The 14,487-nt window shown below is 71.7% G+C and carries 9 protein-coding genes and 1 tRNA gene; 2 read left to right on the forward strand and 8 right to left on the reverse strand.

Annotated elements, in window-relative coordinates; all coding sequences use genetic code 11:
- Nucleotides 1-3: 3 nt before the first annotated feature.
- Both BLT67_RS01045 and polA read right to left on the reverse strand, forming a co-directional pair.
- Entirely contained in the window at nt 4-1,008 is a 1,005-nt protein-coding gene (locus BLT67_RS01045; RefSeq protein ID WP_231945529.1) for a TIGR03560 family F420-dependent LLM class oxidoreductase, read from the reverse strand.
- A 9-nt stretch (nt 1,009-1,017) separates the two neighbouring features.
- A complete protein-coding gene (gene polA, locus BLT67_RS01050; protein ID WP_172802032.1) occupies nt 1,018-3,639 on the reverse strand; it encodes a DNA polymerase I in 2,622 nt (873 codons plus the stop codon).
- A 75-nt stretch (nt 3,640-3,714) separates the two neighbouring features.
- On the opposite strand from polA, the gene BLT67_RS01055 reads away from it, so the two are divergent.
- Complete coding sequence (locus BLT67_RS01055) at nt 3,715-4,161, forward strand: PaaI family thioesterase (protein WP_092665012.1); 447 nt, start codon at nt 3,715-3,717, stop codon at nt 4,159-4,161.
- Between the two features lie 368 nt (nt 4,162-4,529).
- Here BLT67_RS01055 and BLT67_RS01060 read toward each other — a convergent pair whose 3' ends face one another.
- From BLT67_RS01060 to BLT67_RS01070, 3 genes are all read right to left on the reverse strand, one after another.
- Nucleotides 4,530-4,838 carry a DUF559 domain-containing protein gene (locus BLT67_RS01060; RefSeq protein WP_157674090.1) on the reverse strand — a complete coding sequence of 103 codons (309 nt, stop codon included), beginning with the start codon at nt 4,836-4,838 and terminating at the stop codon, nt 4,530-4,532.
- Between the two features lie 101 nt (nt 4,839-4,939).
- On the reverse strand, nt 4,940-5,410 hold the full coding sequence (locus BLT67_RS01065) for a hypothetical protein (RefSeq protein WP_092665018.1): 471 nt from the start codon (nt 5,408-5,410) through the stop codon (nt 4,940-4,942).
- A gap of 359 nt (nt 5,411-5,769) precedes the next feature.
- Nucleotides 5,770-6,408, reverse strand: coding sequence for an ANTAR domain-containing response regulator (locus BLT67_RS01070; protein WP_092665021.1), 639 nt, complete (start codon nt 6,406-6,408; stop codon nt 5,770-5,772).
- A 48-nt stretch (nt 6,409-6,456) separates the two neighbouring features.
- Here BLT67_RS01070 and BLT67_RS01075 point away from each other — a divergent pair.
- Nucleotides 6,457-6,538: transfer RNA gene (locus BLT67_RS01075), tRNA-Leu, on the forward strand.
- A 293-nt stretch (nt 6,539-6,831) separates the two neighbouring features.
- On the opposite strand, the gene pyk is transcribed toward BLT67_RS01075, so the two are convergent.
- The 3 genes from pyk to gltB form a co-directional block, all read right to left on the reverse strand.
- Nucleotides 6,832-8,322: a pyruvate kinase gene (pyk, locus tag BLT67_RS01080; RefSeq protein ID WP_092665024.1), complete on the reverse strand. Its 1,491-nt coding sequence runs from the start codon at nt 8,320-8,322 to the stop codon at nt 6,832-6,834.
- 100 nt (nt 8,323-8,422) lie between these two features.
- Nucleotides 8,423-9,874 carry a glutamate synthase subunit beta gene (locus BLT67_RS01085; RefSeq protein ID WP_092665027.1) on the reverse strand — a complete coding sequence of 484 codons (1,452 nt, stop codon included), beginning with the start codon at nt 9,872-9,874 and terminating at the stop codon, nt 8,423-8,425.
- Complete coding sequence (gltB, locus tag BLT67_RS01090) at nt 9,867-14,432, reverse strand: glutamate synthase large subunit (RefSeq protein WP_092665029.1); 4,566 nt, start codon at nt 14,430-14,432, stop codon at nt 9,867-9,869. The genes BLT67_RS01085 and gltB overlap by 8 nt, the downstream gene beginning before the upstream one ends.
- Nucleotides 14,433-14,487 lie beyond the last annotated feature (55 nt).

Consider the following 14,487-nt stretch of genomic DNA (forward strand, 5'->3'; position numbering starts at 1 on the left):
AAGTCACAGGGCCGGCATGACGTCGCGCTCGAAGAGCTCCATGCCGGTGCGGTCGTAGGCGACGTCAGGCATGTACGCGATGAGCGTGCCGAGGCCCGCGTCCCGCAGCGCGCCGACGTGGTCGATCACCTGCTGCGGCGTGCCGATCACGGCGCCCCTGCTCGAGAAGCCGGTGCCCGCGTGCTCGGGGCGCAGCGCCGAGTCGGCGCGCGCGTTGACCTCCTCCACCACGCGCCGGGCCTCCGCCTCCGTCTCGCGCACCACGATGTTGAGGTTGGAGGTCAGCCGCACGTGCGCCGGGTCGCGCCCCTCGCGGTCGAGGTGCGTGCGCAGGATGTCGCGCTTGCGCGCGAACTGCTCGGGGCCGCCGCCGAAGTTGGTCGCGTCGGCCCACTTGGCCGCGTAGCGGAGCGTGCGCTGCTCGCCCCCGCCCGCGATCCAGGTGGGGACGCGCGGCCGGCCGTCGCGGCCCGTCTGCAGCGGCTGGGGCCGGCAGATCGCGCCGTCGACGGTGAAGGTCTCCGACTCGATCGACGCCTCCCCCTCGGCCCAGAGCCGCTGGATGATCTGCACGCCGTCGCGCAGGGCCGAGATGCGCTCCCCGACGCCCGGGAAGCCATACCCGTACGCGCGCCACTCGTGCTCGTACCAGCCGGCGCCGATGCCGAACTCGAGCCGACCGCCGGAGATCACGTCGACGGTCGCGGCGACCTTCGCGAGGTAGGCGGGGTTGCGGTAGCCCATGCACGTGCACATCTGCCCGAGCCGCACGCGCGAGGTGCTCGCCGCGAGCGCGGCCATGAGCGACCACGCCTCGTGCGTCGCCTCGTGCGTGGGCTGCGGGGTGGTGTGGAAGTGGTCGTAGACCCACACCGACGCCCACGGGCCGGCATCCGCGGCCTCGGCGACCGACAGCATCCGCTGCCACTGGTCTGCGGGGTCGATGCCGACGAGGTCGAGGCGCCAGCCCTGCGGGATGAAGAGGCCGAACTGCAGCGGATCGCTCATCGCATCAGGCTAGTGCGCCGCGGCATCCCAGTTGGGACCCACGCCCACCTGCACCTCGAGCGGCACGGAGAGGTCGGCGGCGCCGCCCATCTCCTCGCGCACGATCGCCTCGAGCGCCTCGCGCTCGCCGGTCGCGACCTCGAAGACGAGCTCGTCGTGCACCTGCAGCAGCATCCGCGAGCCGAGGCCCTCGTCGATGATGCGCCGGTCGATGCCGAGCATCGCGCGCTTGATGATGTCGGCGGCGGAGCCCTGGATCGGCGAGTTGAGCGCCTGGCGCTCGGCGTTCTCGCGCAGCACCCGGTTCGACGACGTGAGGTCGGGGAACGGGCGGCGGCGGCCGAAGATCGTCGTCGTGTAGCCGTCGTCCTTCGCCTGCTGCACGACGCCGCGCAGGTAGTCGCGGATGCCGCCGAAGCGCTGGAAGTAGTCGAGCATGAGCTGCTTCGCCTCGGCCTGCGAGATGCGCAGCTGCTTCGAGAGGCCGAAGGCGCTCAGCCCGTACGCGAGGCCGTAGCTCATCGCCTTGACCTTGACGCGCTGCAGCGGCGTCACCTCGCTCGGGTCGACGCCGAAGATGCGGCTGCCGACGAAGCGGTGCAGGTCCTCGCCCGAGAGGAACGCCTCGATGAGGCCCGCGTCGCCCGAGAGGTGCGCCATGATGCGCATCTCGATCTGCGAGTAGTCGGCGGTGAGCATCGTCTCGAACTCGGCCCCGTGCACGAACGCCGAGCGGATCTCGCGGCTCACCTCGGTGCGCACCGGGATGTTCTGCAGGTTGGGGTCGTTCGACGAGAGGCGGCCGGAGGCGGAGCCCGTCTGGTCGTAGCGGGTGCGGATGCGCCCGTCGTCCTGGATGGCCTTGAGGAGCGACTCGATGATCTGCGCGAGCTTCGTCGTCTCCCGGTGCTGCAGCAGCAGGCCGAGGAACGGATGCGGATTCGTCTCCTGCAGGTCGGCGAGCGACTGCGCGTCGGTCGAGTAGCCCGTCTTCGTCGCGCGCGTCTTCGGCATGTCGAGCTCTTCGAAGAGCACCGTCTGCAGCTGCTTGGGGCTGCCGAGGTTCACCTCGTGGCCGATCTCCGCGTACGCGGCCTCCGCGTGGCCGGCGGCCTGCTCCCGCATGGTGTCGTGGATGCGCTGCAGCACGTCGCGGTCCATCGCGACGCCCTGGCGCTCCATGCGGTGCAGCACGGGCATGAGCGGCAGCTCGATGCGGTCGAGCACGCCCTGCGTTCCCTCGTCGAGGCGCGGGCGCTGCGCGCGGGCGAGCTCGCCCGTGAGCCACGCGACGGTGCCGAGCTCCTCCGGCGCGATCTCGGGGACGAGCTGGTTCGGGTCGGGCGCCGGCAGCGTCGCGCCGAGCAGCGCCTCGGTCTGCCAGTCGAGCTCGAACGTCTTCGGCGGCGCGGTCGGGGTCGCGAGCCACGCGGCGACCCGCGTGTCGTGCACGGCGCCGCCGAGCGCGAGCCCTGCCTCTTCGAGCACCTTGATGGAGCGCTTGACGTCGTGGAGCACCTTCGGGGCGTCCGACGCGAGCCACGCGACGAATCCGTCGTAGTCGGCCGTGCCGGCCTTGTAGGGCACGTAGGCGCTCGCGCCCTCGGTCGCGACGCCGAAGCCGGCGATGCCGCCCACCCCGTCGGGCGCGATCGCGACGGCGACCGTGCCGGTCGCGCGCTCGAGCCAGAGGTCGAGCTCCTCGTCGACGAGCTTCTGCACCGCGGGCGACTGCACGGTCGGCTCGAGCGCCGCCGCCTGCTCGCCGCTGCCCTCCTGCTTGAGCACCCGGTCGAGCAGCGTGCGGAACTGCAGCCGCTGGAAGACGTCGCGCAGCGCCGCCTCGTCGATGGGGCCGCGGGCGAGCTCCTCGGGGCGCACGCCGAGGTCGACGTCGGTCAGGAGCTTGTTGAGCCGTCGGTTGCGCTCGGCGCGCTCGCGCTGCTCGCGGAGGTTGTTGCCGACGACGCCCTTGATCTCGTCGGCGTGCGCGAGGAGGTTCTCAACGGTGCCGTACTGCTGGATCCACTTGACGGCGGTCTTCTCGCCCACCTTGTCGATGCCGGTGAGGTTGTCGCTCGTCTCGCCGATGAGCGCCGCGATCTCGGGGTACTGGTGCGGCTCGATGCCGTAGCGCTCGCGCACCGTCTCGGGCGTGTAGTGCTTGAGCTCGGAGACGCCGCGCACCGCGGGGTAGAGCAGCGTCACGCGGTCGTTGACGAGCTGGATCGTGTCGCGGTCGCCCGAGACGACGAAGACGTCCATGCCCGCCTTCGGGCCCTCGACCGAGAGCGTGGCGAGGATGTCGTCGGCCTCGTAGTCCTCCTTCGAGAGGGTGCGCACGCCCATCGCGTGCAGCGCCTCCTCGAGCAGCGGCACCTGGCCCTTGAACTCCTTGGGCGTCTCGTCGCGCGTGCCCTTGTACTCGGCGTACTCGCGGGTGCGGAACGAGAAGCGGGAGATGTCGAACGCGACGGCGAGGTGGGTCGGCTTGTGGTCGGCGAGCAGCTTCAGGAGCATCGACAGGAAGCCGTGGATCGCGTTCGTGTGCTGCCCCTGCGAGTTCACGAAGTTCTCGAGCGGGAGGGCGAAGAACGCCCGGAATGCGAGCGAATGCCCGTCGATGACCATGAGGGTAGGCTTCGGATCCGACACGTCGGCCAGCCTAGTGGCCGCTGCCGACACCCCCTTCCGAGCGGAGCTGCGATGACCCTGCCCAGCGAGCACGACGGCGCCGACGTCGACGAGGCGACCGCCGCGCTCCTCGCACGACGTGAGGGCCGGCCGGGCGGTGAGCTCGCCGAGCGGATGGGGATCGAGTTCCTGCGGCTCTCGGCGGAGCACTCCGTCGCGCGCATGCCCGCGGAGGGCAACCGGCAGCCCGTGGGCTTCGTGCACGGCGGCGCCTACTGCGTGATCGCCGAGACGCTCGGCTCGGTGAGCGCCAACATCCACGCGGGCGAGGGCCGCTACGCAGTCGGCACGGACATCAATGCCACGCACACGCGCTCGATCACGAGCGGATGGGTGACGGCCGAGTGCCGCGCCATCCACCTCGGGCGCTCGATGACGGTGCACGAGGTCGTCTGCACCGACGACGAGGGCCGCCGCGCCTCGACCCTCCGCATCACGAACTTCATCAAGTCCCGCTGACGCGCGGGTCGCGCCACGCTCCGCGCCCGCGTGCCTGCTCCCTGAGCGGTCACTTCCGCATCCGAGCGGTCACTTCCGCGTCCGAGCGGTCACTTCCGCGTCCGAGCGGTCACTTCCGCATCCGAGCGGTCACCTTCGCGTCGGGCACGTCCACGTCCGAGCGGTCAGCCCCGCGACCGAGCGGTCGCTTCAGCGCTCGAGCGGTCACCTCCGCGTCCGAGCGGTCACCTCCGCGTCCGAGCGGTCGCTTCAGCGCTCGAGCGGTCACCTCCGCGTCCGAGCGGTCACCTCCGCGTCCGAGCGGTCACCTCCGCGTCCGAACGGTCACGCCCGCGTCCGAAAGGTCACCTCCGCCCACGAGCGGTTGCTCAGGCCGCGGTCCACGACGCGTAGCGCCGGTGCGCGGCCACGATCTGCTGGAGGATTCTCGCTCCTCCGTCCCGCAGATCATCTCTCGTCACCACGATGACGTTCCACCCGAGTGCGCGCAGCCGCTCGCGCCGGACGCGGTCGCGCTCGTGTTGGGCGGGATCGTCGTGGTGCTCGCCGTCGTACTCGACGCCGAGCTTCAGGAGCGGCCAGCTGATGTCGAGGCGAGCGACCAAGAGCCCGGTCGCGTCGAACACCTCGTGCTGCAGCACAGGCTCGGGCAGCGCCCCGACGATGAGCAACCGCACCAGCGATTCGCGCGGCGACTCGGCGCCGACGCGGACGAGCGCCAGCGCGCGCCGGGCCCGATGGAGCCCGCGCGCTCCCGCGTAGCGTCGCAGCGCATCCGTCAAGTCCTCCACAACAGCGGATCACGTCGCTTCGTCGACACCAGCCAGTCACCTGCCGCGACGAGCTCCTCGACGGTGAGCATGGTCGCCAGGTGCACGAAGGTGTCCGCTCTCGCTTCCACCCGCGTCCCGTCGACCTCGACCACCTCGGACTTCAGCCGGTGCCCGGCGACTCCCTTGCGGCGCATGCGAGAGCCGTCAGTCGGAGCCGCGAGGTGCACCGTCGCCTCGTTCTCGAGCCGCATGGGCAGAGGCATGCCGTGGATGCGCGCGGCGGTGGTGAGGCAGAAGAAGTGATCATCGCGGGCGAGGACGCGCACGGCCTCGAAGAGCGCTCGCGCCTCGTCGCCGATCGCTGCCGTGATGCGAGCGCCGCGAGCGGGGCGCGTGAACGCCATCGAGCGCAGCTCGGCTTCGGTGTAGCCGCGCTCGAGGCCCTGGCGGATGGTCAGACCGTGTGGACTCCGCATACGCGGGATGATGCACGCGCCGCGGCTGTCCCGCGCTGCGCGATGCGCCGGGGTGTGGACAGGGCCCGACGGCGCGGACGCGCGCGGCCGTCCTCAACACCGGGCTGGCCGATCAGGCGCGCAACCGACCAATCAAGAGCGGAAGTGACCGTTCAAGAGCGGAAGCGACCGTTCAAGCGCGGGACTGACCGTTCAAGAGCGGCACTGACCGCTCGGGCGCGGAAGCGACCGCTCAAGCGCGGGACTGACCGCTCGGACGCGGAAGCGACCGCTCGGACGCGGAAGCGACCGCTCGGGGCAGGAGCGCACGCGGCGGGCGGGCGGGCGCTGGTGCGCGGGCTCGACCGGCGGGCGAGGCGCTACTTCTTGGCGGAGAGCTGCTCGATGACGGCCTGCGCGACCTCGGCCATCGTGAGGCGGCGGTCCATCGACGCCTTCTGGATCCAGCGGAACGCCTCGGGCTCGGCGAGGCCCATCTTCTGGTTCAGCAGGCCCTTCGCGCGGTCGACGAGCTTGCGGGTCTCGAAGCGGTCGGCGAGGTCGGCGACCTCCGACTCGAGCGCGCGGATCTGGTCCCAGCGCGCGAGCGCGATCTCGATCGCGGGCAGCAGGTCGTTCTGCGTGAAGGGCTTGACGACGTAGGCGAGCGCCCCGGCCTCGCCGGCGCGCTCGACGAGCTCCTTCTGGCTGAAGGCCGTCAGCAGCACGACGGGGGCGATCTTCGCCTCGCCGATCTTCTCGGCGGCCGAGATGCCGTCCATCTTCGGCATCTTCACGTCCATGACGATGAGGTCGGGCTGCAGCTCGGTCGCGAGCTCGACGGCGCGCTCGCCGTCGCCGGCCTCGCCGATGACCTCGTAGCCCGCGGCCTGCAGCGTCTCGACGATGTCGAGGCGGATGAGCGACTCGTCCTCGGCGACGAGGACGGTGCGCGCCGTGCTGGGCGTCGTGTCGGCTGCGGAGTCGAGCTGCGGCTCGGCGAAGAGGTCATCGGTCATGACCACTAGCCTAGTGTTCGGCAGCGCGCGGCTTCGCCCGCAGTCCGAGCCGGTGTGGCGGAATTGGCAGACGCGGCGCACTCAAACTGCGCTTCCGCGAGGAATGTGGGTTCGAGTCCCACCACCGGCACTTGACGACGGAGGGCTCAAGTCGGCGCAGCCGGCTTGAGCCCGGAGTCGTCAAGGTCGAGTAGCGGCCCCGAGGGCCGCGTACCGAGACCGCATCGCTCAGCGGAGCGAGTGGTCTCGATACGACCCTGCGGGCCTACTCGACCAGCGAGGGCGAGTGGTCTCGATACGGCGGCTGCGCCGCCTACTCGACCAGCGAACGGGCCTCCTCGACCGGCGAACGGGCCTACTCGACCAGCGAGGGCGAGTGGTCTCGATACGGCGGCTGCGCCGCCTACTCGACCAGCGAGGGCGTCAGGCCTCGTCGGGATGCGGTGCGGAGTGCACGACCTCGATGCGGCGCTTGCCGTGGTACGCGGGCGCCGCCTCGGCGTGCACGTCGCCGACGCGGTGCACGCGCAGGTCGTTGGTGGAGCCCGAGATGCCCGGCGGCATGCCGGAGACCACGACGACCTTGTCGCCCGTCGCAGCGAGGCGCTTGCCGATGAGGATGTCGTCGACCTGGGCGATCATGTCGTCGGTGTGCATCACGCGGTCGACGAGGTGCGTCGTCATGCCCCAGATCATCTGCATGCGGCACTCGACCTCGGGGTCGGGCGTGAAGCCGAACATGGGGATCGCCGGGCGCAGGCGCGACATGCGGCGCGCAGAGTCGCCCGACTCCGTGAAGACGACGATCGCCTTCGCGTCGACGAACTCCGCCACCTCGAGCGCGGCGAGCGTGATCGCGCCGCCCTGCGTGCGCGGCTTCGTGCCGAGCGGAGGGATGCGGCCGAGCCCCTGCTCCTCCGCCGCCCCGATGATGCGCGACATCGTCTCGATCGTCGTGATCGCGTGCTTGCCGACGCTCGTCTCGCCCGAGAGCATCACCGCATCCGCGCCGTCGAGGATCGCGTTCGCGCAGTCGCTCGCCTCGGCGCGCGTGGGGCGCGGGTTCTCGATCATCGACTCGAGCACCTGGGTCGCGACGATCACGGGCTTGGCCCAGCGGCGCGCCATCTCGATCGCGCGCTTCTGCACGAGCGGGACCTGCTCGAGGGGCAGCTCGACGCCGAGGTCGCCGCGCGCGACCATGATCGCGTCGAACGCGTCGATGATGTCGGCGAGGTTCTCGACCGCCTGCGGCTTCTCGATCTTCGCGACGACGGGGAGCTTGCGGCCCTCCTCCGCCATGATCGCGTGGACGCGCTCGATGTCCTTCGCGTCGCGCACGAACGAGAGCGCGATGATGTCGGCGCCGAGGTCGAGCGCCCAGCGCAGGTCGGACTCGTCCTTCTCGCTCAGCGCCGGCACGTTGACGGCGACGCCGGGCAGGTTGATGCCCTTGTTCGACGACACCGGGCCGCCCACGACGACCTCGGTCACGACATCGGTCTCGGTCACCTCGACGGCGCGCAGCACGATGCGGCCGTCGTCGATGAGCAGCGGGTCGCCGGGCCGCACGTCGGCGGGGAGGCCCGCGAACGTCGTGCCGGCGCGCTGGCCGTCGCCCTCGACCTCGTCGGTCGTGATCACGAACCGGTCGCCCTCGGCGAGGTCGTACGGGCCGCCCGGGATCCTGCCGAGGCGGATCTTCGGCCCCTGCAGGTCGACGAGGATGCCGACGGGCTTGCCGAGCTCGTCGGAGGCGCGGCGGATGTCGGCGTACACCTCCTCGTGGACGCTGCGGTCGCCATGGCTCAGGTTCATGCGCGCGACGTTCACTCCGGCTGCGATGGCGGCCTTCGTGGTCTCGTAGCCGGCAAGGGCCGGCCCCCACGTCGCGACGATCTTGGCTCTCTTCACAAGTCACTCGCTTTCGTCCTCGCGCCGCCTGGGTGGGATCGGCACGATCGTCTTCCATCCTGCCAGCAAGGGCGCCCGGGACTCACCCGGGCGCCCTCGCTCACGCCGCGAAGGGGCGGTCGGTCGCTCGCACCGGCGACGGCAGCTCGCTCGATCCCTCGAGGTAGGCGTCGACCGCCGCGGCCGTCGCGCGGCCCTCGGCGATCGCCCACACGATGAGGGATGCGCCGCGTCCGGCGTCGCCGGCCACGAAGACGCCCGGGCGGTCGGTCGAGAAGTCGGCCCGCCGCTGCGGCAGGCCGCGCTCGAACGGGACGCCGAGCGCGTCGCCGATCGACGCATCCGCACCCGTGAAGCCGAGCGCGAGCAGCACGAGGTCGGCGGGGAGCTCGCGCTCGGTGCCGGCCTTGGGCCGCCGCACGCCGTCGACGATCTCGGTGTCGGCGATGCGGAGCGCCCGCACCTCGCCGGCCCCGTTCGCGAGGAACTCGACGGTCGAGACGAGGTACTCGCGCGCGCCGCCCTCCTCGTGGCTCGTCTGCACCTCGAAGAGGTTCGGGTGCACGGGCCACGGCTGGTGCGCGGGCCGCTCAGCGGGCGGCTGCACGCCGATCGCGAGGTTCGTGACCGAGAGCGCGCCCTGGCGGTGCGCGGTGCCGATGCAGTCGGAGCCGGTGTCGCCGCCGCCGAGCACGACGACGTGCTTGCCCGCCGCCGAGATCTGGTCGGCGCGGGTGGCGCCGGCGACCGCGCGGTTCTGCTGCACGAGGTAGTCCATCGCGAGGTGCACGCCGTCGAGGCCGCGGCCCGGGATGTCGAGCTCGCGCGCGACGGGAGCGCCGGTCGCGACGACGACCGCGTCGAAGCGGTCGTACAGGTCGTCCCAGCTGAGGTCGCGGCCGATCTCGACGCCCGCGCGGAAGCGCGTGCCCTCCGCCTGCATCTGCGCGAGGCGCGCGTCGATCGTGCGCTTCTCGAGCTTGAAGTCGGGGATGCCGTAGCGCAGCAGGCCGCCGATGCGGTCGTCGCGCTCGTACACGGCCACGGTGTGCCCCGCGCGCGTGAGCTGCTGCGCGGCGGCGAGCCCCGCGGGGCCCGAGCCGACGACCGCGACCGTCTTGCCGGTGAGGCGTGCGGGCGGATGCGGCTCCGTCCAGCCGTTCGCGAACGCCTCGTCGGCGATCGACTGCTCGATCGACTTGATCGTCACCGCGGGCTGGTTGATGCCGAGCACGCACGACGACTCGCACGGCGCCGGGCACAGCCGCCCGGTGAGCTCGGGGAAGTTGTTCGTCGCGTGCAGCCGGTCGCTCGCGGCGCGCCCCTCGCCGCGCCACGTGAGGTCGTTCCACTCGGGGATGAGGTTGCCGAGCGGGCAGCCCTGGTGGCAGAACGGCACGCCGCAGTCCATGCAGCGCCCGGCCTGGCGCTGCAGCACCGCGCGGTCCCCCGGCTCGCCGATCTCGCGCCAGTCGAGGATGCGGACCGGCACGGGTCGCTTCTTCGGGAGCTCGCGCTCCGTCACCTTCAGGAATCCACGAGGATCAGCCACCGGTCACCTCCAGGATCTTGCGCCAGATGTTGTCGGAATCGGGATCGACGCCCTGCCGCTCGGCATCGAGGCGGATGTCGCGCACCATCGCCCAGTCGCGCGGCACGAGCTTCGAGAAGCGCTCGAAGTCGGTCGCGAGTAGCCGCTCGGCGACAGCGGAGCCCGTGAGCTCGACGTGCCGCGCGAGGATCGCGCGCAGCTCGATGCGATCCTCGTCGCGCAGCGGATCGATGCGCAGCTCGCCCTGGTGGAACGAGTCCTGGTTGAGGAGCCGCCGGTCGAGGTCGAGGATGTAGGCGCAGCCGCCCGACATGCCCGCGCCGATGTTGCGGCCCGTCGCGCCGAGGATGACGGCGGTGCCACCGGTCATGTACTCGAGCGCGTGGTCGCCGACGCCCTCGCACACCGCCGTCGCGCCCGAGTTGCGCACGAGGAAGCGCTCGCCCACGACGCCGCGCAGGTAGAGCTCTCCGGCGGTCGCGCCGTAGCCGATGACGTTCCCGGCGATGACGTTCCGCTCGGCGACGAGCGCCGCGTCCTCGGGCGGGCGCACCGTGATGAGGCCGCCCGAGAGTCCCTTGCCGACGTAGTCGTTCGCGTCGCCCACGAGCCGCAGCGCGATGCCGCGCGGGATGAACGCGCCGAGCGACTGCCCTGCGGAGCCGCGCAGCGTCAGGTCGACGGTGCCCGGCTCGAGCCCCGCCTCCCCGGCGCGCTTCGTCACCGCGTGGCCGAGCATCGTGCCGACGGCGCGGTCGGTGTTGGCGATCTCGAGGTCGAGCACGAGCCGCTCGCCCGCGTCGAGCGCGGCGGCGAGCTGCGGCAGCAGGTGCGTGTCGAGCTGCTGCTCGAGCTCGTGATCCTGCTCGACCGTCTTCCGCGGCGCGCCCTGCACGCCGGCGGGGGCCGTGAGCACAGGCGCGAGGTCGAGCCCCGACGCCTTCCAGTGGCGCACCGCCGGGTCGACGTCGAGCAGGTCGGCGCGGCCGATCGCCTCGTCGATCGAGCGGAGCCCGAGCGACGCGAGCAGCTCGCGCACCTGCTGGGCGAGGAACTCGAAGAACTGCACGACGAACTCGGGCTTCCCGGTGAAGCGCTCGCGCAGCACCGGGTTCTGCGTCGCGACGCCCACGGGGCACGTGTCGAGGTGGCAGACGCGCATCATGATGCAGCCGGAGACGACGAGGGGTGCGGTCGCGAAGCCGAACTCCTCGGCGCCGAGGAGCGCGCCGATCAGGACGTCGCGGCCCGTCTTCAGCTGCCCGTCGACCTGCACGCTCACGCGCTCGCGCAGCCCGTTGACCATCAGGGTGTGCTGCGTCTCGGCGAGGCCGATCTCCCACGGGGTGCCCGCGTGCTTGAGGGAGTTGAGCGGGCTCGCGCCCGTGCCGCCGTCGTGGCCGGAGACGAGCACGACGTCGGCCTTCGCCTTCGCGACGCCCGCCGCGACCGCGCCGATGCCCGACTGCGAGACGAGCTTCACGTGCACCCGGGCGGATGCGTTGGCGCGCTTGAGGTCGAAGATGAGCTGCTTGAGATCCTCGATCGAGTAGATGTCGTGGTGCGGCGGGGGCGAGATGAGCCCGACGCCCGCGGTCGCGTGCCGCGTGCGCGCGACCCACGGGTAGACCTTGCCCGGCGGCAGCTGGCCGCCCTCGCCGGGCTTCGCGCCCTGCGCCATCTTGATCTGCAGGTCGTCGGCGTGGGTGAGGTACATGCTCGTGACGCCGAAGCGGCCCGACGCGACCTGCTTGATCGCGCTGCGCCGCTCGGGGTCGAGGAGCCGCTCGACGTCCTCGCCGCCCTCCCCGGTGTTCGACTTCGCGCCGAGCCGGTTCATCGCGATCGCCAGCGTCTCGTGCGCCTCCTTCGAGATCGAGCCGTAGCTCATCGCGCCGGTCGAGAAGCGCTTGACGATCTCGGAGACCGGCTCGACCTCGTCGATCGGCACGGGCGTCACCGCATCCGTCTTGAAGCGCATGAGGCCGCGGAGCGTCTTGAGCTGCTCGGCCTGGTCGTCGACGAGCCGGGTGTACTCCTCGAAGACCTCGTAGCGGCCGGTGCGGGTCGCGTGCTGCAGCTTGAAGACCGTCTCCGGGCTGAACAGGTGCGGGGCGCCGTCGCGGCGCCACTGGTACTCGCCGCCCGTCGCGAGCCGCTCGTGCGCGAGCGGCGCCCGCTCGTCCGGGTAGGCAGCGCGGTGGCGGAGGCGGTTCTCCTCGGCGATCACCTCGAGCCCGACGCCGCCGAGCGGCGAGTGGGTCCCGGTGAAGTAGCGGTCGACGAGGGCCTGCGAGAGGCCGACGGCCTCGAAGGCCTGCGCGCCGCCGTACGAGCCGACGGTCGAGATGCCCATCTTCGACATGATCTTCGTCACGCCCTTGCCGAGCGCCTTGTTGAGGTTGCGCACCGCGGTGTCGACGTCGGCGCCGAGCTGGCCGGTGAGGGCGAGCTGCTCGGCGGTCTCCATCGCGAGGTAGGGGTTGACGGCGCTCGCGCCGTAGCCGATGAGCAGCGCCACGTGGTGCACCTCGCGCACGTCGCCCGCCTCGACGACGATGCCGACGCGCATGCGCGTGGATGCGCTGATCAGGTGGTGGTGCACGGCGCTCGTCATGAGCAGGGTCGGGATGGGCGCGAGCTGGTCGGTCGAGTCGCGGTCGGAGAGGATGACGTACTGCGCGCCCTCGACGATCGCCTCGTCGACCTCGCGGCACATCTCGTCGAGCCGCCGCTCCATGCCCTCGTGGCCGTCCTCGACGCGGTAGAGCCCCTTGATGACGACCGTGCGGCGCGATCCTGGCGTGCGGTCGATCGCGCGGATCTTCGCGAGCTCGTCGTTGTCGATCACGGGGAAGTCGAGGATGATCTGGCTCGCGTGCGACGGCGTCGCCGTCAGCAGGTTGCGCACGGGCCCGAGCCCCATCGTCATGCTCGTGACGATCGACTCCCGCAGGCTGTCGAGCGGCGGGTTCGTCACCTGCGCGAACGCCTGCGTGAAGTAGTCGAACAGCAGCCGCGGCCGCTCGGCGAGCACCGCCACGGGCGTGTCCGAGCCCATCGCGCCGAGCGGCTCGGCGCCGGTCTTGGCCATCGGCGCGATGAGGATCCGCACCTCCTCCTCGGTGTAGCCGAACGTGCGCTGGCGGCGGGTGACGGATGCGGGGGTGTGCGCGACGTGCTCGCGGTCCGGGAGGTCGGTGAGGTGGATGCGGCTCGAGTCGAGCCACTCGCCCCACGGCTCCATCGACGCGAGCTCGCGCTTGACCTCGGCATCGGGCACGATGCGGCCCGCGGCGGTGTCGACGAGGAAGAGCACACCCGGCTGCAGGCGACCGCGCCGGACGACCCGGCTCGGCTCGATCGGGAGCACGCCCGTCTCGCTCGCGAGCACGACGAGGCCGTCGGAGGTCTCGAGCCAGCGCCCCGGGCGCAGGCCGTTGCGGTCGAGGGTCGCGCCGACGAGGGTGCCGTCGGTGAACGAGATCGCCGCGGGGCCGTCCCACGGCTCCATGAGCAGCGAGTGGTACTCGGCGAAGTCGCGGAGCTCCTGGGGCATGTCGGGCTGGTTCTCCCACGCCGGCGGCACCATCATCATGACGGCGTGCGGCAGCGAGCGGCCCGCGAGCGTCAGCAGCTCGAGCACCTCGTCGAACGAGGCGGAGTCGCTCATGCCGGGCGTCACGATCGGCCGCAGCGGCCGCAGGTCGCCGAGCAGCTCGGAGGCGAGCTGCGACTCGCGCGCGCGCATCCAGTTGCGGTTGCCCTCGACGGTGTTGATCTCGCCGTTGTGGGCGATCATGCGCAGCGGCTGCGCGAGCGGCCACGACGGGAACGTGTTCGTCGAGTAGCGGGAGTGGACGATCGCGAGCTTGGTCTCGAAGCGAGAGTCCGACAGGTCGGGGTAGAAGGGCTCGAGCTGGAGCGTCGTCACCATGCCCTTGTAGGTGATGGTGCGGCTCGACAGCGAGGGCAGGTACTCCCCCACCTCGCGCTCGATGCGCTTGCGGAGGCGCCACGTGAGCCGGTCGAGCTCGATGCCGGAGGTGGGGCCGTTCGCCCCCATGACGAACAGCTGGTGGATGGAGGGCATCGCTGCCCTCGCGAGCTTGCCGAGCGCCGAGGGATCCGTCGGCACCTCGCGCCAGCCGAGCACCCGCAGGCGCTCCTGGCCGGCGAGCTCCCAGATGCGCTCCTGCACCCGCTCGCGCTCTGCGGCGTCGGTGGGGAGGAACGCGAGACCCGCGGCGTAGCTGCCGGCGGCCGGGAGGTCGAAGCCCACCACGGCCCGCAGGAACGCATCCGGCATCTGGGTCAGGATGCCCGCGCCGTCGCCCGTCCCCGCGTCGGAGCCGACCGCGCCGCGGTGCTCCAGGTTGCGCAGCGCATCGAGCGCCAGCGCGACGATGTCATGGCCTGCCGTGCCCCGCGTCGTGGCGACCATCGCCAATCCGCAGGAGTCCCGCTCGTGCCTCGGGTCGTAGAGCCCTGAGGCGGCCGGCAGGCCGAGGCCCCGCGAGGTGAAGGCCCCGTTCGTGAGATCGCTGGACGTGTGCATGTCGCTCCTATGTGCTCGGGCGGAAGGAGCGGGACGCCGTCGGCCCGCAGCGCGC

Origin of the sequence: Agrococcus carbonis, from assembly GCF_900104705.1 — a bacterium.
GTDB lineage: Bacteria > Actinomycetota > Actinomycetes > Actinomycetales > Microbacteriaceae > Agrococcus > Agrococcus carbonis.